Origin of the sequence: Streptomyces sp. NPDC015532 (assembly GCF_043078065.1) — a bacterium.
Lineage (GTDB): Bacteria > Actinomycetota > Actinomycetes > Streptomycetales > Streptomycetaceae > Streptomyces.
This window is the reverse complement of the sequence record NZ_JBIBSY010000006.1, coordinates 171,334-195,563: the sequence shown is the minus strand read 5'-3', so window position 1 is coordinate 195,563 and position 24,230 is coordinate 171,334. Positions and strand designations below refer to the sequence as shown.

The 24,230-nt window shown below is 71.1% G+C and carries 19 protein-coding genes, 1 pseudogene and 1 riboswitch; of the genes and pseudogenes, 7 read left to right on the top strand and 13 right to left on the bottom strand.

All coding sequences use genetic code 11. The features are described from left to right. Nucleotides 1-18 precede the first annotated feature (18 nt). Nucleotides 19-804 carry an MFS transporter gene (locus ACF07B_RS21125; RefSeq protein WP_392180032.1) on the bottom strand — a complete coding sequence of 262 codons (786 nt, stop codon included), beginning with the start codon at nt 802-804 and terminating at the stop codon, nt 19-21. 69 nt (nt 805-873) lie between these two features. Next, nucleotides 874-2,736: an ABC transporter ATP-binding protein gene (locus tag ACF07B_RS21120; protein WP_392180193.1), complete on the bottom strand. Its 1,863-nt coding sequence runs from the start codon at nt 2,734-2,736 to the stop codon at nt 874-876. Nucleotides 2,737-3,868: 1,132 nt separating this feature from the next. On the opposite strand from ACF07B_RS21120, the gene ACF07B_RS21115 reads away from it, so the two are divergent. Then, a complete protein-coding gene (locus ACF07B_RS21115) occupies nt 3,869-4,636 on the top strand; it encodes an alpha/beta hydrolase (protein ID WP_392180031.1) in 768 nt (255 codons plus the stop codon). A gap of 368 nt (nt 4,637-5,004) precedes the next feature. Here ACF07B_RS21115 and ACF07B_RS21110 read toward each other — a convergent pair whose 3' ends face one another. Then, nucleotides 5,005-5,274 carry a hypothetical protein gene (locus ACF07B_RS21110; RefSeq protein ID WP_392180030.1) on the bottom strand — a complete coding sequence of 90 codons (270 nt, stop codon included), beginning with the start codon at nt 5,272-5,274 and terminating at the stop codon, nt 5,005-5,007. A gap of 438 nt (nt 5,275-5,712) precedes the next feature. Between ACF07B_RS21110 and ACF07B_RS21105 the strand changes: the two genes are divergently transcribed. Beyond that, nucleotides 5,713-6,522: a nucleotidyltransferase domain-containing protein gene (locus tag ACF07B_RS21105; protein ID WP_392180029.1), complete on the top strand. Its 810-nt coding sequence runs from the start codon at nt 5,713-5,715 to the stop codon at nt 6,520-6,522. 17 nt (nt 6,523-6,539) lie between these two features. Continuing rightward, on the top strand, nt 6,540-7,349 hold the full coding sequence (locus ACF07B_RS21100) for an MBL fold metallo-hydrolase (protein ID WP_392180028.1): 810 nt from the start codon (nt 6,540-6,542) through the stop codon (nt 7,347-7,349). Here ACF07B_RS21100 and ACF07B_RS21095 read toward each other — a convergent pair. Then, a complete protein-coding gene (locus tag ACF07B_RS21095; protein WP_392180027.1) occupies nt 7,346-8,563 on the bottom strand; it encodes an MFS transporter in 1,218 nt (405 codons plus the stop codon). The two genes, ACF07B_RS21100 and ACF07B_RS21095, sit on opposite strands and share 4 nt — an antisense overlap. A gap of 90 nt (nt 8,564-8,653) precedes the next feature. Between ACF07B_RS21095 and ACF07B_RS21090 the strand changes: the two genes are divergently transcribed. Then, complete coding sequence (locus tag ACF07B_RS21090) at nt 8,654-9,415, top strand: DeoR/GlpR family DNA-binding transcription regulator (protein WP_384241873.1); 762 nt, start codon at nt 8,654-8,656, stop codon at nt 9,413-9,415. A 64-nt stretch (nt 9,416-9,479) separates the two neighbouring features. Here ACF07B_RS21090 and ACF07B_RS21085 read toward each other — a convergent pair whose 3' ends face one another. The 3 genes and pseudogenes from ACF07B_RS21085 to ACF07B_RS21075 form a co-directional block, all read right to left on the bottom strand. Further along, a complete protein-coding gene (locus ACF07B_RS21085; protein WP_392180026.1) occupies nt 9,480-10,970 on the bottom strand; it encodes a hypothetical protein in 1,491 nt (496 codons plus the stop codon). Nucleotides 10,971-11,415: 445 nt separating this feature from the next. After that, a complete protein-coding gene (locus ACF07B_RS21080) occupies nt 11,416-12,150 on the bottom strand; it encodes a helix-turn-helix domain-containing protein (protein WP_392180025.1) in 735 nt (244 codons plus the stop codon). Between the two features lie 37 nt (nt 12,151-12,187). After that, a pseudogene (locus tag ACF07B_RS21075) lies at nt 12,188-12,544 on the bottom strand (malate synthase A); the annotation flags it as partial. Nucleotides 12,545-12,575: 31 nt separating this feature from the next. After that, a riboswitch (cobalamin riboswitch) is annotated at nt 12,576-12,753 on the top strand. A 178-nt stretch (nt 12,754-12,931) separates the two neighbouring features. On the opposite strand from ACF07B_RS21075, the gene ACF07B_RS21070 reads away from it, so the two are divergent. Next, entirely contained in the window at nt 12,932-13,294 is a 363-nt protein-coding gene (locus ACF07B_RS21070) for a (2Fe-2S) ferredoxin domain-containing protein (protein WP_392180192.1), read from the top strand. Nucleotides 13,295-13,481: 187 nt separating this feature from the next. On the opposite strand, the gene ACF07B_RS21065 is transcribed toward ACF07B_RS21070, so the two are convergent. The 6 genes from ACF07B_RS21065 to ACF07B_RS21040 form a co-directional block, all read right to left on the bottom strand. Further along, nucleotides 13,482-15,071, bottom strand: a complete 1,590-nt coding sequence (locus tag ACF07B_RS21065) for a GMC family oxidoreductase (RefSeq protein WP_392180024.1) — start codon at nt 15,069-15,071, stop codon at nt 13,482-13,484. Between the two features lie 339 nt (nt 15,072-15,410). Next, nucleotides 15,411-16,973: a long-chain fatty acid--CoA ligase gene (locus ACF07B_RS21060; RefSeq protein ID WP_392180023.1), complete on the bottom strand. Its 1,563-nt coding sequence runs from the start codon at nt 16,971-16,973 to the stop codon at nt 15,411-15,413. A 50-nt stretch (nt 16,974-17,023) separates the two neighbouring features. After that, nucleotides 17,024-18,736 carry an aldehyde dehydrogenase family protein gene (locus ACF07B_RS21055; RefSeq protein WP_392180022.1) on the bottom strand — a complete coding sequence of 571 codons (1,713 nt, stop codon included), beginning with the start codon at nt 18,734-18,736 and terminating at the stop codon, nt 17,024-17,026. 229 nt (nt 18,737-18,965) lie between these two features. After that, on the bottom strand, nt 18,966-20,450 hold the full coding sequence (locus ACF07B_RS21050) for an MFS transporter (protein ID WP_392180021.1): 1,485 nt from the start codon (nt 20,448-20,450) through the stop codon (nt 18,966-18,968). A gap of 296 nt (nt 20,451-20,746) precedes the next feature. Further along, complete coding sequence (locus tag ACF07B_RS21045; RefSeq protein WP_392180020.1) at nt 20,747-21,670, bottom strand: TauD/TfdA dioxygenase family protein; 924 nt, start codon at nt 21,668-21,670, stop codon at nt 20,747-20,749. 212 nt (nt 21,671-21,882) lie between these two features. Then, nucleotides 21,883-22,677 (bottom strand): ArsR/SmtB family transcription factor, encoded by a 795-nt coding sequence (locus tag ACF07B_RS21040; protein ID WP_392180019.1) that lies wholly within the window; start codon nt 22,675-22,677, stop codon nt 21,883-21,885. Nucleotides 22,678-23,006: 329 nt separating this feature from the next. Here ACF07B_RS21040 and ACF07B_RS21035 point away from each other — a divergent pair, with 329 nt between their 5' ends. Beyond that, nucleotides 23,007-23,333, top strand: coding sequence for a hypothetical protein (locus tag ACF07B_RS21035; protein ID WP_392180018.1), 327 nt, complete (start codon nt 23,007-23,009; stop codon nt 23,331-23,333). Between the two features lie 230 nt (nt 23,334-23,563). Continuing rightward, entirely contained in the window at nt 23,564-24,160 is a 597-nt protein-coding gene (locus ACF07B_RS21030) for a GNAT family N-acetyltransferase (RefSeq protein ID WP_392180017.1), read from the top strand. Nucleotides 24,161-24,230 lie beyond the last annotated feature (70 nt).

Below are 24,230 nucleotides of genomic sequence, written 5' to 3'. Positions count from 1 at the left end.
CAGTAAGCAACACGGTCGCTAAGCAGGAACAAGCAGGTACAACGCCCACAGGGTGTTCAGGAGGGCCAGGGCGGCCGACGTCGTGGCGTTGACCAGGGTCAGCGTCCGCAGCCGGTGGTCGTGGTGCACGTACCGCAGGCCCTCACCGATCTCGGTGTGCAGCCGGCGCCCCGCCGCGGCTCCCCGGGGGCTGTCGGGGGCCTGGATGCGGGAGGTGCACCAGGCGCTGATGAGGTAGGAGATGACATCCCCGACAAGGGCCCGGGCCGGGCCGAGGAGCGCGGTCAGAGCGGCGCCGAGGTTGCTGCCCGCGGTGGCGGCGACGGCGAAGAGCCCGCCGATGCGGCTGTTGCTCCGCTGGATCAGGGACCGGTCGACCAGGCTGGGCAGGATGCTGATCGCTGCGGCATCGTGCAGGACGCCCGCCGCGCCCTGCACGGCCGCGACCACCATCAGCTGGGCCAGGCACAGCCTGTCCAGTGCGGCCGCTACCGGCACGCCGGCCAGCGCGGTGGCGCTGACCAGATCGCCGATGATCATCTGCTTCCGCTTGGAGTGGCGATCGGCGAGGGCCCCGGCGTGCAAGGCCAGCAGGGCGGGCGGCAGTTGACCCAGTAAGGTCAGCCAGGCGACCTCGGCGGTGGTCGCGTCCAGCTCGAGTACCGCCAGGACGGGGATCACCATGGCGCTGATCGAGCTGCCGGTCACGCCGGCTGCCTGACCGGTCAAGTAGCGGCGGAAGTCGCGGTGTCGCCACAGCGAGGGCTGGGTGCCGGGTGGGGAGTGGTCAGTGCGGGAGGTCATGAAGCACCTCCTCGGGTTCCGCCGGGCGCTCGCACGGCTCGACCACGGCGGCCTGCCGGTTCCGGCGCCTCATGCGGGTGTCCCGTGTTTCTCGCCGTCCGGCTCGGTCGTGATCTGGTAGGACAGCAACTGCCGGAACGGACCCGGCTGTTGAGCGAGCCGAGCGTAGGTTCCCTCCTGGACGATCCTGCCTTCGTCGAGGACGACGATCCGGTCGGCGACGGCGACATTGGTGATGCGGTGGGTCACCAGGAGCACCACGCGGTCCTGGGCGAGACCCCGCAGCCGCTGGAAAATGGAGTACTCGGCGCGGGGGTCGAGGTTCGCGGTCGGCTCGTCCAGGACCAGCAGTCCGGCCTGGCGGAAGAACGCCCTCGCGAGGGCGACGCGCTGCCACTGGCCGCCGCTGAGTTCCTCCCCGTTGAGCCACTCGCGGGCCAGGAGGGTGTCCAGTCCGGCACCGAGCTTGGCGACCACCTCGTCGGCACCGGACGCCTCGCACGCCTCACGTACCGCCGCGTCGCCGCGCGCCGTGGGCTGTCCCTGGGTCACGTTCTCGCGCACGGTCAGTGGCCAGTGCGCGTAGTCCTGGGGCACCAAGGCAACCTGCTGCCACAGAGCCTGCGGGTCGGCGTCGCGGGTGCAGACGCCGTCCCACAGCACCTGACCGTCCGTGGGCAGGTACAGGCCGCCGACCAGCTTCGACAGCGTCGACTTCCCGGAACCGTTGAAGCCCACGAGAGCGGTGACCTCGCCGCGGCGCAAGGTGAGCGAGACGTCGGACAGCGCGTCGCGGTCCTTGCCGGCATAGCGGTGGGTGACCGACCTGATCTCGATCGTCGTCGGCGGCTCGGGACGGCGCGGGCCACGGCGCATACGGAAGCCGCCGGCCTTGTCCAGGAAGCCGCTCCAGTCGTCCATGTACAGGCCCGTGCGCATGGCGCGCGCGCCGACGGACACCAGACCGCGGACCGACATGCCCACTGTCTGCAGAGCGAAGACGGCCGTCCCGGCATGGCCGACGGTGATACGGCCACTCGCGAGCAGCCACACCACGGCCGCCCACACCACCGCCGATCCCAGGCCTCCGCACAGCGCGCCGAACAGGGACATGCGGGCGCCCTTGTCGGCCGCGGCCCGGTCCTCACGGTTGATCCGGGCGACCGTCTGCCGGTACCGGCCGGACAGGAATCCGGCCATGGTGCCGGCGCGGATCTGGTCGGCGGCGTCCTTGGTGAAGATGTGCCAGCGCAGCACCGACAGCATGCGCTGGTCACCGTTGCTGCGCAGGTTCGCCAGGTAGCGCACCCGGGCGGCACTCACCTGGGCCAGAGCCTGGGGAATGCTGGCCGCCACCAGGAGGGGGAGAAGGACCCGGTGCACACCGGCCAGGACCACCGCCCCGGCGAGGAAACTGGCGCCTGAGGCGATGAGGTCCTGGCCCTCGTCGATCAGGTCACCGGTGACCTGTGCTCCGCGGTCGGCCGCCTCGCGGGCGCGGTTGAAGTCCGGCTCGTCGTAGGCGCACAGCTCCGCCTCGGCGCAGCCGGTGAGCAGCATCTGCTCGGCCTCGCGCGACATCAGCGGGCCGAGCCGGGAGGACAGCCAGCTGACGGTGATCCCCAGGAGGGCGCGTGCTCCGGAGGCTCCGGCCAGAAGGGCTACGGACGGCCAGGCTTGGAGGAGTCGGTGGTAGACGTCTCCGCTGGTGAAAAGCGCGGTGAGGGTGCCGCTGATGGCGACCAGGCCGAGCGCCTGCATCACGCCCGCGGCAGCTTGGCACAGCAGGAGACCGGTGGTCGCTCTCCGGTCGACCCGCCAGGCGAGAGCCAGTGAGCGGCGCACCAACTGGGGCAGGCGCCGGGCCATGTCGCGCATCCGGATGGAGCGGCCGGCCGCTTCTCGGCTGCCGGTCAGGTCGACGTAGCGCATCTGCGGTTCCGGGGAGACGCCCGGCTCGGTTTCGGGGTGGGCTTCCGGCCTGTTCCGCGGTTCGGGGGGCGGCGTCGCGGCGGGGGGTGCCACGGGGGTGGTGCGCGGCCCCGGGACGCCCTCGGCTGATGCATCCCTGGGCTCGCTCATGCCGCCCACCCTGATGACGGTCGGGATGTGGAGGCGAACAGGGCGCGACGCACGTCGACGGGACGCCGGAACGCGATGGTCCGGGCGGTCTGAGCGGGGGGATTCTCGAACACGGGGTGAAGGGCGGTCAGTACGCGGACGGGATTCACGGATTCTCCTCGGCTGCGGGGAATGGGCAGAGCACTCGCACAACGTCCCTGATCACGGGGCGGATACGGGTAGCTCCGGGCGACGGGTCGAGTGCAAGTTCGATACCAGAGGGGGAGGTCAAGTGCTGTCGGCCATGCGCGACGCACTCGACCGTTCGATTCACTCGTCAAGGGGACGGTGGAGCTGTCCCAGCCCGAGCGGGGACGGCAAGACGGCGTCGACGGCACCGGTCTCCTTCGGCGAGGTGGTCTGCTCTGTGGACGGCACCCTCGCTCACGCCACCGACAATCAGCGGGGGACGGCACCGCGATCCGGACAATCCGAACCGGCTGTGCTCCCAGGCCCGTTCGCGCGGGTGCGAGGCCGATGACCTGGGGCGAAGCCGGAAGAAAGGATTCTCGAACTGCCGTGGCGCAGCCCGGAATTGGGCGCCCGACAAGGTGGCTTGAAGTGCCTTCTGCCCGAGGTGCCGACCGGAGCGGCGTCCCGTGAACGGGTCCGACGGCGGCTAGCATCGGCATCCTCGACGCCAGGCGCGTGCGCGGGTGGGCCACCTGTCGGCGCGGCGGACGGTGTGTCCGCCGCCCTGTGGAAGCGGCGACGGGAAGAATCCAGGGCCTGTCTGGAGTCGTGATCACATGCCCTGGAAAAGAGTTGGAGCGATGGATGAACGTTCTGATAGCTTCCAGGCGACCGTGACACCGCCCGAGGAGGTGAGACCCATGAACGCTGTATCGACGTGGGTGCTCCCCCTTGCCGTCACGGCCGGCGATTGACCTTAGGTGTCGCCCGGAGCGCCTCGACCACAAGGCACTCCCGAAAGGCAACACCTGTGCACTCTCTGCAGTTCACCGCCGAGTCGTCGTCGAGCGGCATGCTCGAACGCGACTTCACCGTGGGCCGTGTCCCCGGTGTCCTCTGGTCGCCGGCTTCCGATGCGGCCGATCGCGCGCCCCTGGTCCTGATGGCCCACGGCGGCGGCAACCACAAGAAGCACCCGGCGATGTCCGGCCGCGCCCAACGGCTCGTGACCGGCTGCGGCTTCCACGTCGCCGTCATCGACGCGCCCGGCCACGGCGACCGGCCGCGCACTGCGCACGACGAGGCGGAAATCGCCGAGCTGTTCCGGGCGAGGGCGGCAGGCGAGCCGGAAGGCCCGATCGTCGTGCGCTACAACGACCACTTGGCGGAGCTCGCCGTGCCCGAGTACGTGGCGGCACTGGATGCCCTCCAGGAACTCCCGGAGATCGGCACCGACGGGCCGGTCGGCTTCTGGGGCATCAACATGGGCACCGCGATCGGCGTACCGTTCGTGGCGGTCGAACCCAGGGTCACCGCCGCGGTCTTCGGTCAGCACTGGCCCGAAGCCTTGGCCGAGAAGGCGAAGCAGATCACCATCCCGATCGAGTTCGACATGCAGTGGGATGACGAGCACATCTCGCGCGAGGAGGGTCTCGCGCTCTTCGAGGCCTTCGCCTCGAAGGAGAAGTCGTTGCACGTGAACTCGGGCAAGCACAAGGAGCTGCCTCGGTTCGAGGCCGACAGCGCGGTCCGGTTCTTCGCCCGGCACCTCGGCGGAGCGGTCACCGCGTCGGCCTGACCTGAGAGGTCGCGGCGTCCGGCTTCCCGGCGGGGCGCCGCGGCCCGGGGTCGAGGCTGCGTATTCAGATGATGGATCCCCGTAGGTGGAGCCCCGCCTTCGAGTTCGCGGGCGCCGCCTTGTCATAGCGCGTGGCCAGACCCCGCCATGCCCGGATCTCGTTGAGATTCACAAGCCGCCGGGGCCCGATATCGGGGGACTGTCCCAAGTGCCGCTCGCCGGGTGCATCGGTGCCACGGTCGGTGTCCGTCACAGCGGAACAAGCTCACCCCGGAGCCCTGCCGGCGCACGCATACGGTCCCGGTCCCGGGCTTGAGGCCCGGGCCGGGACCCATCTATCGGCCGGCGACTCCGCGTCGGCCGGGACGTCAGAAGGCGCTGTTGCTGCAGCCCGCGCTGGAGCCGAGGCTGGTGGCCTGGGCGCCAGGGTTGCCCTCGCCGCCCAGCAGGTTGCCGCCCAGGCCGTTGAGCAGGCCGACCTGGCCGAGGACATCCACGTTCAGGTCGTGCGACTTGCAGCTGGAGGACTGCTTGACGGTGAGCCCGTCGCCGTGGTCACCGGCGTGGGCCGTGCCGCCCACGAGTCCGATGCTGCCGATCGCGGCGATCAGGACGGCAACGTTGCGAAGCTTGTGCATGTCATCTCCGATGGAGTGAGGGGGGTGCGATCTATGCGGAAGATCGACTTTGACAATGCTGGGATATTAGTGAGGAATATGCCCGGAAACGGGCGCTGGCGCGCCGGGTCTCATGATCACGCGACAGAAGCACCCGAAAGCCTCAGCGCAGGCGAACCGACCGTCCGCGGCCACCGGGCCGCCAGACGGTGGTCGCCGGGGCTCACGATCCGCACGGCGACAGAGAACAGCCGCAGGCCGCAGGGGCCTTCGGGCCCGAAGCGGGGGAGAGGCGGAGCGTGGGCGACCGACGGAACGCAGAGAGGCGGAGCGTGGGCGGAACGCAGAGAGGCGCGGTGCCGGAGGTCGCGGGCCCGGAGTGATCCGGAGGGCAGTGCCTGGCGCGGGCGGCAGGAAACCCCTCGCGTCGGCGACGGCGGGCGTGCCAGCCTGGCGATCATGAGCAGTGACCCTGATGACCCGACCCACCCCATCGGCCAGGCGCGGCGCCTCACCGCCGAGCGTTTCCCCGATGCCCTGAGCGCGGTCCTGGCAGGCTCCACCGTGTCCGGCCGCGCCACCTCCACCAGCGACCTGGACATCGCGGTCCTGATAGAGGACGGCGGCGAGACCCGCCGGGAGACGCTCCGCTTCGAGGGGCGGCTGGTTGAGCTGTTCGTCCACACGCGGGCCGGCCTCGACGAACTCTTCGCCGCCGACACGGCCTCCCGCCGCGGCGTCATGCAGTGCATGTACGCCGACGGTCTGGTCCTTTCCGAGCGGGACGGAGCGGCCACCCACATCAAGCGGCTCGCTGAGGGCGTGCTCCGTGAGGGCCCCGGCGCACTGGCCCCCGCCACCGTCGAGAGCCTGCGCTACGTGCTCACCGATGCGCTGGACGATCTCGCCGACACCGCGGACGTCGTCGAGCGGCTCGCCGTGGCCGCCGTCGTCCTCAGCACCGCCGCCGACCTCCTCTTCGACCACTGCCGGGCCTGGACCGGCGGCGGCAAGTGGCTGCCCCGCCGCCTGCTGCAGGCCGACCCCGTGCACGGCGGAGCGCTCCTCGACGGCTACCGCCACCTCTGCGAGAACGGCGAGCCGGAGGACTTCGCCTACGCCGCTCTGGAGATCCTCGCCCTCGCGGGTGGCCCCCTCCGAGAGGGCTACTCCCGAACGTGGCGCGCCGCCGCCGAGCCTCAGCGCGGCGAGCCGATACGGTCTCGACGAGGTGATGCGGACCGTGAGCGGAAGGAGCCCCCGTGCTGAAGCAGGTAGCGGAGGGTGTGCTCATCCACGAGAGCGAGTTCGTGCGGAGCAACGCCGTCGTCGTGCAAGGCCACCCCGGCGTGCTGCTCATCGACGCCGGGGTGCTGGGCCGCGAGATGGTCTGCCTCGCCGACGACCTGTCCGGTTCGGGCCAGACCGTTGTGGCAGGGTTTTCCACGCATCCCCATTGGGATCACCTGCTCTGGCACGCCACGCTCGGCCCGGCGCCTCGCTACGGCACCGCGCGCTGCGCGGCCACTGTCCGGGATCGCCTGCCGGACGAAGCTGCCAAGGCCCGCGTGACCGCGATGATGCCGCCGGACATTGTCGACCAGGTACCGCTGGACCTGCTCGGCCTCATTGCCGGCCTGCCCGCCGGGACGGCGCAGATTCCTTGGGACGGCCCTCTCGTCCGGATCATCGAACATGACGCGCATGCCCCGGGCCATGCGGCGCTGTTCATCGAGGAACGCGGTGTCCTCGTCGCCGGCGACATGCTCTCCGACGTACTGATTCCGATGCTCGACCTGAACGACACCGCTGACCCGATCCAGAACTACCTCACCGCACTGAGGCTGCTGGAGGACGTGGCGGACGACGTCGATGTCGTCATTCCCGGCCACGGGTCCGTCGGCCGCGGTGACGAGGTACGCGGACGGATCGACCAGGATCGCGCGTACGTGCACGCCCTGCGTGACGCCGATGCCGCCGGCGACCCGCGGGTCGGCCCGTCGGCCACGTACGGCAGGGAATGGCTGCCCGGCGTGCACGAACGGCAACTCCAGCACCTCGCCCGAAGAAGCGATCCCGACGGGACGCCTGGCTAGCTACTACGTGCCATCTCGCTTCGGCCCGTGCGGTCGGACCCGGTGCGCAGGATCCCGGCCGCAGCGGCGGTGGTCACACACAGCAGCGTCAGCAGGACGAACGTGTGGTTCAGGGCGACCACGTGGGTCAGCCAGCCGATGACGGCGGGACCGGCGAGCATGCCGACGTAGCCGAGCCCGGCGACGCGGGAGACATTGGCACCGGCGGCCGCGGGATCGGTGTGCCCGGCCGCGCTGAACAGTTGCGGGACAGTGCCGGACAGGCCCAGGCCGAACAGCGCCCAGCCGGTGAACGCGGCCCACATCCACGGTCCGAGAGCCACGAGCGTGATGCCGACCGCGGCCAGGGCCGCGCCGTGGCGCAGGACCGCCACGGAGCCGAACCGGGCGACGAGGCGGTCGGCGACGAGCCGGCCGATGGTCATGGCCGCCGCGAAGGTGCCGTAAGCGAAGGCGGCCGTGCCGGCGGACGCGCCGAGGACGTCCTTCAGGTGCAGAGCGCTCCAGTCGTTGGCGGCGCCCTCGCACAGCATGACCATGAAGGCCAGGACGGCGAGGAGCCAGACGCGCCCCCCGGCTCCGCGCCGCGTCACGGCCGGTGAGACCTCCGGCTCTTCCGCGAAGCCGGTGCCGGTGCCGACGACGGCACCGGCGGGGGAGGGCGGCAGCAGGGCGCGCGCCGAGGCCAGGGCGATCACGATGCCCACAGCCCCCATGGCGGCCATGCTCGCGACCGGTTTCATACCGGCGGCCGCGGCACCCGCCCCGACGAGCGCGGCGATGACGCCGCCGACGGAGAAGGTGGCGTGGAAACCTGACATGACAGGCCGACCGTAGGCCTTCTCCACGTGCACGGCGTGCGCGTTCATGCTCACGTCCAGGCAGCCGTTGCAGAACCCGAAGACCAGCAACGCGCCGGCCAGCGTCCAGGGATCGCGGGCAAGACCGGGCAGCACCAGGGCCGCGCCGCACAGCACGCCGCCGGTGGGCACCACGACGCGCGCGCCGAAGCGATCGGTGAGAGGCCCGGCCACCTGCATCCCGGTGAAGGCCCCGAGCCCGAGCAGCACCAGCAGTCCGCCCAGCGTCGCGTGGCTGATGCCCACGCGCTCCTCGACAGCGGGAATGTGCACGACCCAGGCGCCCATCAGGGTGCCGCACAGGACGAAGTAGACGTAGGTCGCCGCACGGGCGGCTCGAAGCGATCGTTCCATGCCGCGTACCGTAACGAACATTCTGTGCGTTTGAAAAGTGCGCAAATGAACACCTTGCATGTTTGTTTTCGGATGGTGTTCAATCCCGTCATGAGCAACGCAGACCGGCACGGGCTGATCGCGAAGGCTGTCAGGGACTCCGGCGGCGCCACGGTCCAGGAACTCGCGGAGCTGACCAACGCCTCCGAGATGACCATCCGGCGTGACCTCGACACCCTGGCCGCGCAGGGCGTTCTCGAACGCGTCCGCGGCGGGGCACGCAGCCTGCTGCTCAGGGGCGAGGAACCCCCCTTCGCGTTGCGCGCGCACGAGGCGATCGACGTCAAGCGTCGGATCGCCGCCGAGGTCTCCGCGCTGATCGCCGATGGTGAGAGCGTCGTCCTGGACAGCGGCACCACCTGTCTGGAGGTCGCCCGCCTCCTGCGCGAACGGCCCGTCACCGTGATGCCCCTCTCCCTGCAGGCCATCCACCTGCTCGGCGAGACCCCCGGGCCGGCCACACTGGTGGTGCCCGGCGGACAGCCGCGCGCCGCCGAGGGAGCCCTCACCGGCCCCCTCACGCTCGCCTCCCTCGCGGCCCTGCGCTTCGACACCGCCGTCATCGGCTGCTGCGGCCTGAGCGCGGCGGACGGCCTGACCGCCTACGATCTCGACGACGCCGCGGTGAAGAAGGCCGGCATCGCCTCGGCCCGCCGCACCATCGTCGCCACGGACGGCGGCAAGCTCGGCCGCACCGCCTTCGCCCACGTGGGTCCCTCCACACTCCTGCAGACCCTCGTCACGGACACCACGGCACCCGCCGACGAGGTGAGGGCGCTCGAAGACGCGGGCACCGTCGTCAAAACCGCCTGATCTAGGGCCGGTCTGACAATTCGCGTCGTCGCCCGCCGGGCAGACGGGAATTGTCAGACAGGCCCTAGCGCCGCCCGACCGGTCGGATGTGGCTCTCGGCGAGGCCGCGCAGTTCGGCGCGCGTGAGTGCGGGGTCGGCGGAGGTCTCGACGGCACGGCCCATCGGGAGGTAGCGGACGCCGTCGATCTCGCAGATCAGCGGGCCCACGCCCGTGTCGTGCATCAGAGCGTCTCCTACCGGAGCGGGGCCCCCGATCGTGCGGCGCTCACTGCCGCGGGATCGTGAGATGCGCTGGAGGAACACCGGTGCCGCCACGTCTCCGCCGTCCGGACGGAACAGGACCAGCACCAACTCGCCGGGACCGGGGCGCAGTCGGACGTAGCGAATGGGCCGCCACGTGTCGTCCCCGGCGGCGGAACGGGCACCCCGCAGCACCGGGCCGCAGAGGGCGGACCGGTCGGCTATGAACCAGCCGAGCCGGGCGAGGGAGACGATGGCGACCGTACCGAACACGAGGAAGCGCCGGTGCCCCAGGTTGAAGTGGTCGTCGAGGACGGTGGCGCAGGAGAACACCAGGAAGTACCAGGCGCCGGTGCCGAGGATGGTGTTCAGCACCCAGAGGCGCGGCGAGACGGACGTACGGCCGAAGCCGCGGCGCGGCGAGGTCACTCGGGGACCCGGAGCGTGGCGATCGGCGTGACGGGCCGCGGCGGCGAGGCTCGCGTGGTTCAGGCCGTCCTCGAGAGCGGGCCACGCGACCTCGCTCTCCTCGTCCTCCTTCTCGAACGCGGGCCACGTGTCCTCGCTCTTCTCGTGCTCCTTGTCGCCCGCAGCCGCTGGTGGGGTGATCGCGGGTCCGGCCCGGCGCACTCTCCGGACGCGCCGTGCGCAGGCCAACGGGCTGATGATCAGAGCACCGCCCAGGCCGAGCAGAGCGGGGCCGCCCCCGAGGACGGCGACCGCGTTCAAGGAGGTCCGCGTATCCATGGCCTCACCCAGGAAGGGCCAGGGCAGCGCGATGATCGGGATGTGATCGCCGGGGCGGACGTCTATCGTGTCGCAGTCCACAGTCGTGTACTGCGCATCGCCGTCCCAGCCGACGAAGCAGCCGTCTCCGGCCCGGTCCAGACGGATCACCTCGGCGGAGGTGTGTTTCCCGAGCAGGGCGAAGTCCGCTGCCACCAAGCCCACGAACAGCGACGCCGCGAGCGCCAGCACCGCCCACAGCGGCGCGGTCGGCACCAGCGGCCGGCGGGCGGGTGCCTGGGTCGGATTGGTCTGTTCGCCCAGCCACGGACCGATCGTCCGCGCGTCGTGTGTGCCCAGGCTCAGCTTCAACACCCGGCCGGCGGGCGTCCGGTAACGCAGGCCGACCTTTTCGAAGGCGGCCTGGCGGACGGTGGTGACCGTCGCGTCCAGGGCCTCGCCGCCGCGCGGAAGGGCGGTGACGCCGCCGGAGCGGTCGAGGAAGACGGGTCCGTCGAGGCGCGGGTCGGCGAGCAGTCGGCCCTTCCGGCCGTCGAGTCGGCAGCGGAAGTGAACGGCCCGGCCCACTGCCAGGCCGTGCCGCCTCCTTGCCGCCGCCCATCGAACCATCCCGGCCATGACCAAGGGGCCTACCGCGAGGGCGACAAAACTGACGATCATCGATTCCGTCGTTTCTTCCGCTGATGAGAGACCGAAGCGTACGAGCGCTGCCGCAGGCTCTGACCCCGGGGGTGCCGTCATGACGCCACGTCCGAGTTCACCGGATGACGCGGACACCGTCCTTCGCGCGAAGACCGCGGCATCTTGATGACCGCGAGGGCGGCCAACAGGTTGTACCCGGGAACAGCGACCGGCAACGGAGGTCTGGTCACTGAGGGCTCCAGCGGGAGAGTTACCTGGCCGGGTCACTCGGGGGCGGGGACACCGAGGGCCCTGTGCCGCTGTTTCCACCCGACCCGGGGGCCGGGGGAGGGAGACGGGTGCTTCCTCCCCTGGCAAGACGTCGCGGTGGTCAGGACGCGGAGAGCTCCGTACGGACCGTGCGGGCGGCGGCGACCAGGTTCTCCAGGGACGCCCGGGTCTCGGGCCAGCCACGGGTCTTCAGACCGCAGTCGGGGTTGACCCACAACCGCTCGGCGGGAATGGTCTTCAGCCCGGTACGCAGCAGTGCGGCGACCTCGTCGCTGTCCGGTACGCGCGGGGAGTGGATGTCGTACACGCCGGGTCCCGCCTCGCGGGGGTAGCCGTGCGCCGCGAGTTCACGAGCCACCTGCATGCGCGAGCGGGCGGCTTCGAGACTGATGACGTCGGCGTCGAGGTCGTCGATGGCCTGGACGATGTCCCCGAACTCGGCGTAGCACATGTGGGTGTGGATCTGGGTGTCCGGTCGTACGCCGCCGGTGGTCAGCCGGAACGCCTCGGTCGCCCAGGCCAGGCTGAGCAGGCGGGGACGGCCTCCCGCCCACCGAGGGTCCAGGCAGGCCAGGCCGATCTCGTTGAACCTGTGGATCACATCCCGGACGGTGTCCTCGTCGGCCTGCACCAGCTTCGCGATCACCGGCACCCGGTTCCCGCCGGCCGAGGCCAGCAGCATCATCGCCCGCCGGAACCGCACCGTACTGGTGCTGCCACGGAGCACGATCTGCTGCAGCTTCTGCCCTTCCTGGTCGGACAACCTGCGCACACGAACGATCAGCCACCACACCCCCAGCGATCGGACGGACGTCACCGCACATCCAACCGCCATGACCACCAACGCGGCGAACCTATGTGGTCAGAGCACTAGGGATGCCCAGCAGCTTCTGCGCGGTGATGAATACGTCTTTCCACAGCCGTGCCTCGTACCGGTTCTCCAGTTTCGGCAGATAGAAGTACGGTCCGTGCCCAGCGTCGATCTGCCGCTGCGCGCAGTGGAAGAAGTAGAGCCCGAAGTCGACGAGGGCGGCGGGAACCGGTCCGCGGTCGAACTCCAGGTGTGCCTCGGTGAGATGCCAGCCGCGCTGCCGGACCACGATCGTGGCGAGCCGTTCACGGTCGGCCGGCCGGTACTCCTTGCCGTCCTCGGCGGTGAAGTCGAGGAGGCGCTCGATCGCGTCGAGCAGGACGATCTGACCGCCGATGACGTTGTCCCTACCCGGTGACCGATCGCACCAACTGACGGTACGACGGGCTTGATAGCCTCATCAGGCCAGTCGAGCCACATCCGAGGCCAGGGAATCCGGTGCGAATCCGGAACTGACGCGCAGCGGTGAGGGGGACGGGCGGGGCACACCAGCCACTGGGAGACCGGGAAGGCGCCTCGTCCGGACGAACCCGAGTCCGAAGACCTGCTGGCACCTTCGCGCCCCGGCGCGGAGGACATCCGCAGTCCAGGCTCCGCGTACGAGCCCCGACCCCGAGGTCCGCCTGTGCTCCCCACCCCCGCCCGTCCCCTCACACCCGCCCAGCCGGTCACCGGCAGCGGCGGCCCGAACAGCGACACCGAGGACACGACGAAGTCCGCCGCCGCGGGCCACCCGGATTCCCGACTGCCAACACGAGGGCCCGCCGAACCGGCACCGTGCCGCATCGTCGTCTGCCGGGACTGCTGCTGCGGAAGCCCGAAAGTCACCGGAGTGGATCACGCCCGGCAGACGGCACGCCTGGCCGAGAGCGCACCGGTACGCATCGCGGCCTGCCTCGACGTGTGCGAACACGCCAACGTGATCGTCGTCCAGCCCTCCGCCGCCGCACGCGCCGCGGGCGCCCGCCCGGTCTGGCTCGGCCTCGTCAACGACCCCGACGCCACCGAGGACATCGCCGCCTGGGTGGAAGCCGGCGGCCCGGGCGTCGCCCCCTGCCCCGAGATCCTCGACCTCTACGTCTTCACCCCGCCGCGGAGGACGCGATGAGGTGGGGCCCCGGCGGCAGAGGGCCGGGGGAGTTCGTGAGGGAGGCGGCCCAGCAGGCTCGCCCCGTGGCCGCGGACATCCGCCCGGGACGAGCTTGCCGAGATAGTGAGCGGGCTCCCGACCGCCTCCTCGCGGAACTCGACCTCCGTGAGTACAGGCCGCGGTGCTCAGGACCGGTGTGCCGGGCTCAGTCCGCCGTGAGCAGATCCGCCGCCCGTTCCCCGATCACGATGGACGGGGCGTTGGTGTGACCCCGGATGATCGTCGGCATGACCGAGGCGTCCGCCACCCGCAGGCCCCGCACTCCCCGTACCCGCAGCCACGGGTCCACGACAGAGGCGTCGTCGCGGCCCATCCGGGCCGTTCCGACGGGGTGGTAGAGCGTGTGGGAGTGTTCGGTCAGGGCGAGCGCGTCGCGCCGGTCCCGGGGCAGGTCCTCGGCCCCTGGCGGCATGAGGAAGCGGCCCGTGGACAGCCCCCGGTCGGAGAGCCGGCCGATGATCTCCTCGCAGACGCCGAGCCCGGCCAGCAGCGCCGCCCGGTCGGCGCCGTCCGGGTCCGTCAGATAGCGCGGGTCGATGACCGGCTTGGCGAAGGGGTTCGCCGAGGCCAGGGTGACCGAACCCGTGCTCTCGGGGCGCAGCAGGATCGCGCCCACGGTCAGCCCGTGCTCCGGCGCCTTGACGAGACCCTCACCGAGGAACGGCACCGGGGCGAAGATGATTTCGAGGTCGGGCAGTTCGAGGTCGGGCCGGCTGCGGACGAATCCGTACGCCTCGCCGATGTTCGACGTGAGCATCCCCCGGCGGCGGGTCAGGTACTTCACCAGCTCGGAAGGCCGTTCGGCGGCGAACAGGGTCCGGTCGGCGGCGTCCGCGACGAGGCCGCTGATGAGATGGTCGGTGAGGTTGGCGCCGACCTGCGGGGCGTCGACCAGCACCTCGATGCCCCGCTCGCGCAGATGCCCGGCGTCGCCGATGCCGGACAGCATGAGCAGCTGGGGCGTGTTGACGGCGCCCGCGCTCAGGACGACCTCGCGGCGGGCCAGCACCGTGCGGGTGACGCCCCCGGCGACGTACTCGACGCCGATGGCGCGCCGGTCCTCGAAGAGCACGCGAGTGGCCTGCGCGTCCGTGACGACCCGCAGGTTCGCGCGGCGTCGGGCCGGCTTGAGATAGCCGTCCGCGGTGCTCCACCGCGCGCCGCGCCGCTGGCTCACCATGGTCTGCGAGAACCCGTCGGGCGTCGCGGTGTTGGCGGGCTCGACGGTGTGGCCGAGCGCGCGGACGGCGTCGAGGAAGGCCGCCGTGTGCGGGTTCGGGTCGCGCTGCGGCTCGACGCTCATGGGGCCGGTGCGGCCGTGGTCCGGGTCGGTGGCCCCGAGGACCTGCTCCGTGCGTCGGAAGTACGGCAGCAGGCCCTTCCACGACCAGTCGGTGCCGCAGAGATCCCCCCACTCGTCGTAGTCGGCGGCGAACCCGCGCACCCACATCATCGCGTTCATCGAGGAGGAGCCGCCGAGCATCCGGCCCCTGGGCCAGTAGACGGGGCGCCCGGAGAGCTCGGGCTGCGGGGCGGTCGCGTAGTCCCAGTCGAGCTCGGTCCTGAACAACTGGGAGAAGGCCGCGGGTATGTGCACGGCCGCCTTCTTGTCCCGGCCGCCGGCTTCCAGGAGGACGACCGATGCCGGGCCGCTCCCGGTCAGCCGGCCGGCGAGCGCGGCGCCGGCCGACCCCGCTCCGACGACGACGTAGTCGGCGCTTTCCGGGGCGTTCATCGGCTCACCCCGGTCGCGCTCCGGACCGTACGGCCGGGCCCGCCCGCCACCGACCGGGCGGCGGGGCCGGGGGAGGCGATGCCGGGAGCGGCGACCCACCTCGCCCTCCTTCGGGGCCCGGGCGGTGGTGCGGGCTGTGGTGCGGTGTACGTCATGACGTCCTCCTCTTCAAGGTCCGCTCCAGAGCTTCCGGCCGGGGCGGTGCCACGGGGTAGCCCCTGGAGGTGATGAGTTCACGGAACCGGCCGGTGATTGAACCCCCGAGGGCGGCCGAGCGGGCGACCGCGCCGGCCGCCGCGTGGTGGGGCGCCGTCAGGGAAGCGAGGTGTCGCGGGTCCCTCAGGGGGCCGTGGGCGCGTCCCGCAGTTCGCGCTTGAGGATCTTGCCCGTGGCGTTGGTGGGCAGCTGGTCGCGGAACTCCACCAGACGCGGGTACTTGTAGCCGGCCATCCGCTCCTTGGACCATGTGATCAGCTCCGCGCCGGTGAGTTCGGCGCCCGGGGAGAGGACCACGCAGGCCTTGACCTCCTCGCCGTGCGTGGAGTGCGGCACCCCGACGACGGCCACGGTGCTCACGGCGGGGTGGGTGAGCAGGACCTCCTCGATCTCCCGCGGGTAGACGTTGAAGCCGCCGCGGATGATCAGGTCCTTGGTGCGGTCGACGACGTAGAGCCATCCGTCGGCGTCCCGGCGGGCCAGGTCCCCGGTGCGGAACCAGCCGTCGCGCAGCACCTCGGAGGTCGCCTCGGGCCGGTTGTAGTAGCCCTTCATGATGTTGTGCCCGCGCACGACGATCTCGCCGATGGCGTCCGGCCCCTTGACCGGCGTCCCGTCCTCGGCGATCAGGTCCACCTCCACGCCCCAGACCGGACGGCCGACGGAACCCGCGCGCGCCGGCTCCCCGCGCGGCGTGAACGTCACCGCGGGGCTGGTCTCCGACAAGCCGTACCCCTCCAGGACGGTGACCCCGAAGCGCTCCTCGAACCGGCGGTGCATCTCGACCGGCAGCGCCGAACCCCCGGAGCCGGCGATCCGCAGATTCCCGGCGATCTCCGCCCGTTCCGCCTCGGGCACGTCCTCGGCGAGCAGCGCCCCGTACATGGTGGGGACGCCCGCGAAGAAGGTGACGGCGTGACGCCGCATCAGGGCGAGGGCCGAGCCTGCGTCGAAGCGCGGCAGCAGGACCAGTGTCGCGCGGGCGGCGAGGCCGGCGTTCATCTGCACGGTCTGGCCGAAGGAGTGGAACAGCGGCAGGGCGATGAGATGGACGTCGTGCCCGACCTCGCCGAACATCTTGTGGCAGGTCAGCGCGTTCAGCGCCAGGTTGGCGTGGGTGAGTTCGGCGCCCTTGGGCCGGCCCGTGGTGCCGGAGGTGTAGAGGATGACCGCCGTGTCGTCCGCCTCGGTGGCGACCGTCTCGAAGTCGGCGCTCCGGCCGGCCAGCGCCGACGTCAGGGTCCGCGTGCCCGGGATCGGGGAGGTCTCGGTCGGTGCCGCGGTCAGCAGGAAGAAGTGGTCGCAGCTCTCCGTCTCGTTGAACCCGTCCCACCCTTCCTGACCCATCGGGAGCTCGGGGCCGCCCTCGAAGCAGAAGTACGCCTTGGCCTCGGAATCGGCCAGGTGGTAGGCGATCTCACGGCCCTTCAGGAGCACGTTGAGCGGGACGACCACCGCGCCGGCCTTCAGGATGCCGTAGTAGACGACCGGGAACGACGGGAGGTTCGGACAGGACAGCGCCACCTTGTCGCCCGGCTCGATGCCGCGTGAGCGCAACAGGCCGGCCACTTGGCGGGCGGCGGTGTCCAGCTCCGCGTAGGTCATCCGGCGGTCGCCCAGGACGACCGCCGTACGGTCGGGCACGGCGTGGGCACTGTTCTCCAGCATGACGGCGAGGTTGAGCATGGGCTGTTCTCCGTAAGGGTGTCGGCGGGGATCGGCGCGGGCCGGCGGCCTCAGCCGCGCAGCGCGGAGGCGAAGAGGGCGGGCAGCCGCAGGGCACTGGGCGCCGTGGTGAAGCGGGTGAGGCGCTCCACGGTGGTCAGGGCCGTGCGGTTGGTGACGAAGTACGGGGGGCGCGGGGACAGCGAAGGGTCGCCCGTGACGAGACCGCGCGGTGCGGGCGTGAACGGGGCACGCAGCACGGTCTTCTCGATGTCCTCGCCCCGGAGCATGAACGCGTTGTGCACGAAGCCGATGCCGCTGCCGATGTCCTGCCGGGTGTGGCCGGGGAAGGCGCCCCAGGGGGTGAACCCGAGCAGGAAGCCCACCCCGGACCAGCAGTTGACGCCCAGGGTGCCGTAGCGCAGGTCCGCGACGGCGGCCTCCACCGCCGCCCGGTCCGACCGCTCGGTCCTCGGGTGCACGACGAGGGTGGCGCCGAGGGTGCCGGGGAGGCGGTCGTTGGCGAAGTCGACGGCGTTGCGGAGGAACGCGGCCGCGGTCGCGCCCGGCAGCCGTACGACGCCCAGCGCGCTGGCGAACACCTCGTCGGTGACGAGGACGTCGTCGGGGCTGGTGACATCGGGGACGAGCAGGCGGCAGCCGTCGCCGTACCGCTCCGCCCGCGGGTGCGCGGCGAGAACGGCCTCCAGGCGCGAGCGGGCCCCGGGGTAGTAGTCGGCGCGGGCGGGAAGCGCGCGCAGCACCCGGCGGATCTCGTTCAGCAGCTTCTCGGTGCCGTCCCACTCGCGCGGTACGACGAGGACCTGGCCGGCGATGCAGTTGTGGCCGGAGTTGTTCATCTTGCTGGTGACGATGTGTTCGGCCTGGAAGCGGAAGTCGGCGTCGCTCCACGGGCCGGGAGCGACGACGCACGGGCTGACCCCGCCGAGTTCGCTGCTGAAGGGCTTGCCGATCAGCGGCCGGTCCTCGCTCCGGCGCCGCCCGGCGTCGTCGTCCGTCCCCCAGACGATCGCGTCGTGCGTACGGTCGCTGCCGGTGACGTGGATCGCGTCGACGTCCTCGTGACGGGCGAGGTATCCGCCCTCGGCCGCGCCGCCGTCGACGAAACGGACCCAGCCGCGGGTCACGAACTCCGCGAAGACGTGCTCGAAGTGGGGGCGCAGATAGGCGTTGACGGGGTTCATCTTGGCGACGACGACCTGGCCCTCGGCGTAGAGCTTGTGCAGGATGTCGAGCGCGGTGATGGAGGCGACGTTCCCGGCGCCGAGCACCAGGGCCACGGCCGAGGGCTCCGGCCGACCCCGGTACGGGCCTGCCGCGCGGTCGCGTGTCTCCTCGGCGGTGACGCCCGGCCGCATCCACACCTGGGCGCTGAAGCCGTTGAGCAGCAGCCGGTCCCAGCCGGTCGCGGGGAACACGTCGACGCGGGTGCGGCCGGCCGTCTCCCGCACGGCCTTCGCCGCGAGCGGTTCGCGGCCCGCGGCGAGGCGCCGCAGTACGTGGAGATACGCCGCGGCGTTCTGCGCGAGCGCCCAGGGACCCCCGGTCCAGTCCTCGGCGGCCCACGGGGAGCCGGGATCGTAGCCCTTGGCGCGGGCGCCGGCCGCGGCCAGTTCGGCCGCGCCCGAGTCGACCCGGCGCAGCAGCCGTTCGAGCAGCGCGACGCGTTCGGTGAGCGGGGCGGCGGACCAGGACGCGGCACCGCCGCGCAACTCGGCGAGGGCCCGGTCCAGGCAGGAAGTGTCGAGGGCGCTGGGGTTCACGTCATACCTCGCGGTAGGGAGGGAGCGGGGGAGGCGGTGGCGGGGGAATCGGGAAGAACGGTGGCGGAGGGTGCGCGTCGCCGGGGGAGAGGCCAGGTCGCTGGACGCCGGGGAGGAGGGAGGCCGGGGTCGCTGAGAGCTCGGGAAGCCGGGACGGGGATTCGGGTCACGCGGAGCCCCCGTCCCGCATGCGTCCACCGGACCCGGCGGACGCATGCGGGAGCGGTCCTCAGGCGGGCCGGCGCGGGGTGTCGTGGTCCGGGGCGAGAGGGGCGGTACGCCGGGCCGACAGCAGCCGGGCGTCGCGGGCCGGGTCGATCAGTGTGACGGCGGCGATTCCGCCCAGCAGGAGCAGCACCCCGGTGATCAGGAGCGCTTGCCGGTAGCCCGCGGTCCCGTGGGTGTCCACGAGATGCCCGACCAGGGTCGGGGCGATCAGACCCGCGGTGGTCACCACGGCGTTCATGATGCCCAGCGCGCCGCCGCGGCGGTCGGCCGGCGCCAGTTCGGCGACGGTGGTCGCGGCGACGCTGCCCATCGCCCCGGCGCAGCCGAATCCGGCGACCAGGAGGACGACGGTCGCGGCACCGGCCGGTGCCGCCGGCAGGGCGAGGCACGCCGCCGCGCCGACGAGCAGCAGGACGCCGCCGACCCCGCCGCGCGCCCGTCGGCTGGAGGTCCCGCGGCGCAGCAGCCATCCGGTCAGGCCGGCCTGGCCGAGCACCACGACACCGCTCAGCCCCCAGACCAGCATGAGGAGCCGGGCGGACGCGGCCGAGGAGTACCCGAGGCCGTCATGGAGATAGGAGGGGAGCCAGACCAGGCAGAAGGCGATCACCCAGTAGGTGCCGAAGTAGGCAGCCGTGGACCCGATCCAGGTACGGGTCGCGAGGATCCGGCGGTACGGCATCGCGCGCGCGGCGCCACCCGCCCCGGCCCCCGTGCCCTTGGCCGCCTCGGCTTCGCGGTCGGCTCCGCGGCCGTCGGCCGCCGGGTCGGCATCGGAACCCTGGGCCGTCCGACCAGCACCGGCAGCGAGGCCGGGGCCGTCGGCCGTGACCGGCCCCGGGGTCCCGCCGTTCCGCGTCCCCGCGTAGGGCCCCTCTCCGCCGAAGGGGATCCACAGCAGTGCCCACACCGCACCGGCGACCGCGACCACCGCGACCGCGGTGCGCCAGCCGTGTTCGTGGATGACCCAGGTCAGCACCGGGGCGGCGACCAGGACTCCGAGGGTGATCCCCAGCACGATCAGTGCCCCGGGCAGGTTGCGCCGGTGGTTGGGGAACCAGGACAGCGTGGTCTGCTGGGCCACCGGGAACGCCGGCCCCTCGGCGGCGCCGAGGAGAACCCGCGAGGCGACGAGTACCGCGAGCCCTCCGCCCAGGACCAGCGGCGCCTGGGACAGGGACCAAAGGACGGCCATCGTGAGCAGCAGCCACTTGGGCCGTACACGGTCCGCGAGCAGTCCCACCGCGGCGCCGCAGATCGAGAACAGCAGGAAGAACGCGCTGTTGGCGAGCCCGAAGGCGGACGCGGACAGGCCGAGGTCCGCACGGATGGGGTCGGCCGCCAGGCCCAGCACGGACTTGTCGGCGAAGTTGACCATCATGAAGACGACCAGGAGCGCGGTGACGGTCCACGCGCGGCGGCGGTGGTCGGGCGGCGCCTTCACGGAGGCGGCGGGCACAGCGGGTACGACGTCGGTGTCGGTCACAGGGGCTCCGCGAGGGACGGGTCGGGACGGGGAGACGGAGGCAGGGGCGCGGGGAGAAGGAGGCGGCCGGGCCCTTGGGACGCCGGCCGGAGAATGCGGGCAGGCACCCGACCGGAGGACAGCCCGGGACGCGGTCGGCGAGGAGACGCCGTTCCCGGCCGAGCCGGAGGTCCGCCCGGCCGGGGACGCCCCGCCTCGGTCGGCGAGGTGCGGGCCGGCCGGGCGGAAGCCTGCCCGGTGGGCGGGTGCCCGTCCTGGCAGGGGACGTCAGGGCAGGAGCCCCCGGGCGAGGGCTGTCAGGACAGCCGCTCGCCGGCGATCGCGATGCGCTCCATGACGCGGCGCTGCGGGTAGTAGTCGTTGATCGCGTAGTGCTGTGTGGCGATGTTGTCCCAGATCGCGACGGAGCCGGGCTGCCAGCGGAAGCGGACCTGGTACTCGGGGATACGGGCCTGCAGGACCAGTTCGGCGAGCAGCTCGCGGCTCTCGGTCTCCGATAGACCGGTGATCCGGGTGGTGAAGGGCTCGTTGACGTAGAGCAGCTTGCGGCCGGTGCGCGGGTGCCGCACGACCACGGGGTGCTCGACGGGCGGCAGGGCCTCCCGGTGCGCCGCGATCTGGCTCTCCGTCATCGTCAGGCCCCAGCTGGCGACCCAGTCGTGCACCGCGGTGAGCCCCTCGATCCGGGACTTCGTCCGCTCGGACAGGTTGTCGTACGCGGCACCCATGTCCGCCCAGAGGGTGTCGCCTCCCGCAGCGGGGACCTCGACGGCCCGCAGGACCGAGCCGAGGGCCGGTGCGGCCATGAAGGAGTGGTCGCTGTGCCAGATGTTCTCGGTGCCGATGGCCATGGCGTCCTTGGCCAGCCGCGAGACACCGGCGGTGTCGGCGGCGGGGAAGAACGGGTTGGGCTCAGGCGTGCCCCACAGGGCGGAGAGCGCGAGCTGGGCGCTCGGGTCGAAGGCGTGCTGGTCACGGAAGAAGATCACCTTCCACTCCAGCAGGGCCTGCCTCAGCTCCGCGGCGAGGTCCTCGCCGATCGGGAGCGAGAGGTCGACTCCGGCGATCTCCGCACCGATGTGCGGGGTGAGCGGGCGGATGTCCATCAGCCGGTACTCGGCCGGGGCGTTACCGGGCGCGGTGCGCTCCAGCACCCGCTTTCCGTAGTGCATCAGGGGCTTGTCGAAGGCAGGCGTGGGAGGGGTGACGACGCTGTCCATGGGGCTCTCCAGAACGACAACCGGGATTTCGTTACCTGGAGTATCGTTATTGGAGTACGAGGTGGCAAGGGTCTGGAGCGATCGTTGTGAACGGGCCCTTCGGGAGGGGGCGTGTCCGTTGGGCGGGCCGGCCTCGCGAGGTCGTCCCGCCCTGATCGGGAAGGCTGCGCATCGGGCCACTGGACGAGCCGCTCAGCGGGCCACGCATCCGGTTACGCATCCTCCGGGAGCGGCTCGCCCGTCTCCAGGAGCGACTTCAGACTTGCCACCACGTTCGGCCAGCCGTCGCTGACCATGTCGGCCAGGCTCGATCCGGGCTCGAAGGCGTCGTGCACGACGGTGAGCTTCACGACCTGCGCTGCGGCCTCCTCGATCGTGAAGGTGACCTTCGAACGGGCCTCGCCGGACAGCTTGGCGAGCAACTCCTCGTCCCAGTCGAAGCGCTTGGCCAGCTCCGGGGTGATGGCGTGCCAGGTGTAGGAGAGCCGGCTGTAGGGTTCGGCCTCCAGCACGACCTGCTTCGGGTCGCTGATCCGCACGCCGTGGTTGTCCCAGGTCATCGGTGAGCCGACGGACCAGTCCGTGGTGAATTCCGTGGCCCAGTAGCGGCGGGTGAAAGCGGGCTCGGTCAGCGCCTGCCAGAGCTTTTGCGGGGTGGTGCGGATGTAGGTGGTGTAGACGAAGGTCGGCGCGTCCATCGGGGTCTCCTCCAGGGCGAGTTTCAGGTCCGCCAGGGCTTGGACCCTGGTCCGGTCGTAGCGGCTGATCCACCGGTGAGCCATCTCGTGCACGGGCGCCGCGTTGAGGTAGTGGAGCTTCTCCCGGCCTCGCCACACGGTGGTGACGAGCCCGGCCTCCTCCAGTACCGCGAGGTGCTTGCTGACGGACTGTCTGGCCATGTCGAGTCCCGCGCACAGCTCGCGCAGCGTCTGCCCGTTGTGCGCGTTGAGCGAGTCGAGCAGCGCGCGCCGGGTCGGATCGGCCAGTGCCTTGAATACCTCGTCCATGTCCGCCTTCGTACCCAGGCCGCCGCCTGTCGATATGCAGCCCTACGGCTGCCTTTAATTTAGGCAGCCAATAGGCTGCATGTCAAGGTATCGCGGTCGCACGAGGGTCGCTGGGCACCCTTCACCGCCCTGCGGTGTCAACGCCGGCCTTCAGCGGCTGGCCGGCAGGGGTCTGGAGCGACGTAAGAACGCCTCAGGCCCCTCGCTCAGCCCAGTCAAGAAGGTGGACCTGATAAAGAAGAGGCCACACTCAGAGATTGCCTCTTTCCCGAGGTGCCATCGCACCCGATGCATGTTCTGGGGCAAACCGAAAGAAGAGAGCAGGCGGAATGACCTCATTACGATGCGAAGCCACTCGTTGGGCGCTCGATGATGACGACGACTTCTGGCCAGGGTGGGTCGAGGTGCGCCTGACCGACGCCAACGGCCGGCAATGGGTCTTCTTCGACAAGCCGCCGATCTTCGGGGGCGGTGATGCGCTGAGCCCCAAAGCCAGCTACCCCATAGCCGTCACGATCGATTGCGCGATTTTGCGTCGCACCTCAGATCCGCATGGCAATGAGGTCATCACGATCTCCACGGGCGGGCGGCCGCAAGCCACGGAAGGTGACCGGAGCGAGTTCGACGTTCGCCCCGATCAGCTCATGGAACCCTGACCCCGAGAAGAAGGCGCGGCCGGCCGGCGTCGACACCCAGGCTCAAGGGCGCCTGTGGAGACAAGCTATATTCGGCCGTCGCGCGCCATATCCGGCCGTCGCGTGGTGCTGGAACAGCACTTCAGTAGTCTTCCTCATTGGGGCGGGGCACGATGTGGCAAGCACTGTTCCGCCGACCCACGGAACCACTTCATCCACCCGTGCGCGGTAGGTGCGGTGCGGGCAGGCATGTGGTGCGCAGCGAGCGACTGTTGCTCTACACGCCGCTCATTGCCCTGGACATCTTGGCTCCCGCGGCGGCTGGTTCTGATACCGAGGCGCAGCGCTGGCTCGGGTGCAGGACTGACGAACTTGTGCAGGACGAAGACACGCGAGAGATGTTTTTGTCCATGCGTGCGGATGACGACCTATCAGGGTTCGCGCCGCGCGATCGCTTCAAGATGATGAGGAAGCTCGAGACCCGTTCCGATGGCTTCGTCGGGCTGACCGCCGTGCATGTGGCCGACGGCAGATATGCGGGCGCGACGAGCGTGGATCTGCACTCCGGCGAGATCGGTGGCTGGCTGGCTCCGGGCTTCCGCCGGCAGGGACTGGGTGTCGAGCTGTTCCGCTCGGCCGTTCAGATCGGTCACCGACATCTCGGCCTCAAGGTCGTACGAGCGGGCGCGGAGCCGACGAACAGTGCCTCTCGAGGTGCACTCGCGGCAGCGGGCTTCGTTCCTGCCTCAGGACCGCCACGGTTCACTCTGGGCGACGGACGTGAGATCGACGCATGCTGGTACCAGCATCGACAGGAAGCAACTTCACGCTGTCGTGGCGGGAGCTGAGTCGCCGGGGAGACCGGTCACCTGCTGCCGCTCCTCGCCTTCCTTGGCCGCCTGTGACGCGGATGATCGT

Bases quoted from the DNA above. Each gene is read 5' to 3' on its own strand.
- ACF07B_RS21110 (WP_392180030.1), bottom strand. From the start codon at position 5,274: ATGCACAAGCTTCGCAACGTTGCCGTCCTGATCGCCGCGATCGGCAGC.
- ACF07B_RS21105 (WP_392180029.1), top strand. From the start codon at position 5,713: ATGAGCAGTGACCCTGATGACCCGACCCACCCCATCGGCCAGGCGCGG.
- ACF07B_RS21040 (WP_392180019.1), bottom strand. From the start codon at position 22,677: ATGGACGAGGTATTCAAGGCACTGGCCGATCCGACCCGGCGCGCGCTG.
- ACF07B_RS21035 (WP_392180018.1), top strand. From the start codon at position 23,007: ATGACCTCATTACGATGCGAAGCCACTCGTTGGGCGCTCGATGATGAC.
- ACF07B_RS21045 (WP_392180020.1), bottom strand. From the start codon at position 21,670: ATGGACAGCGTCGTCACCCCTCCCACGCCTGCCTTCGACAAGCCCCTG.
- ACF07B_RS21065 (WP_392180024.1), bottom strand. From the start codon at position 15,071: ATGAACGCCCCGGAAAGCGCCGACTACGTCGTCGTCGGAGCGGGGTCG.
- ACF07B_RS21095 (WP_392180027.1), bottom strand. From the start codon at position 8,563: ATGGAACGATCGCTTCGAGCCGCCCGTGCGGCGACCTACGTCTACTTC.
- ACF07B_RS21060 (WP_392180023.1), bottom strand. From the start codon at position 16,973: ATGCTCAACCTCGCCGTCATGCTGGAGAACAGTGCCCACGCCGTGCCC.
- ACF07B_RS21125 (WP_392180032.1), bottom strand. From the start codon at position 804: ATGACCTCCCGCACTGACCACTCCCCACCCGGCACCCAGCCCTCGCTG.
- ACF07B_RS21090 (WP_384241873.1), top strand. From the start codon at position 8,654: ATGAGCAACGCAGACCGGCACGGGCTGATCGCGAAGGCTGTCAGGGAC.
- ACF07B_RS21080 (WP_392180025.1), bottom strand. From the start codon at position 12,150: ATGGCGGTTGGATGTGCGGTGACGTCCGTCCGATCGCTGGGGGTGTGG.
- ACF07B_RS21120 (WP_392180193.1), bottom strand. From the start codon at position 2,736: ATGCGCTACGTCGACCTGACCGGCAGCCGAGAAGCGGCCGGCCGCTCC.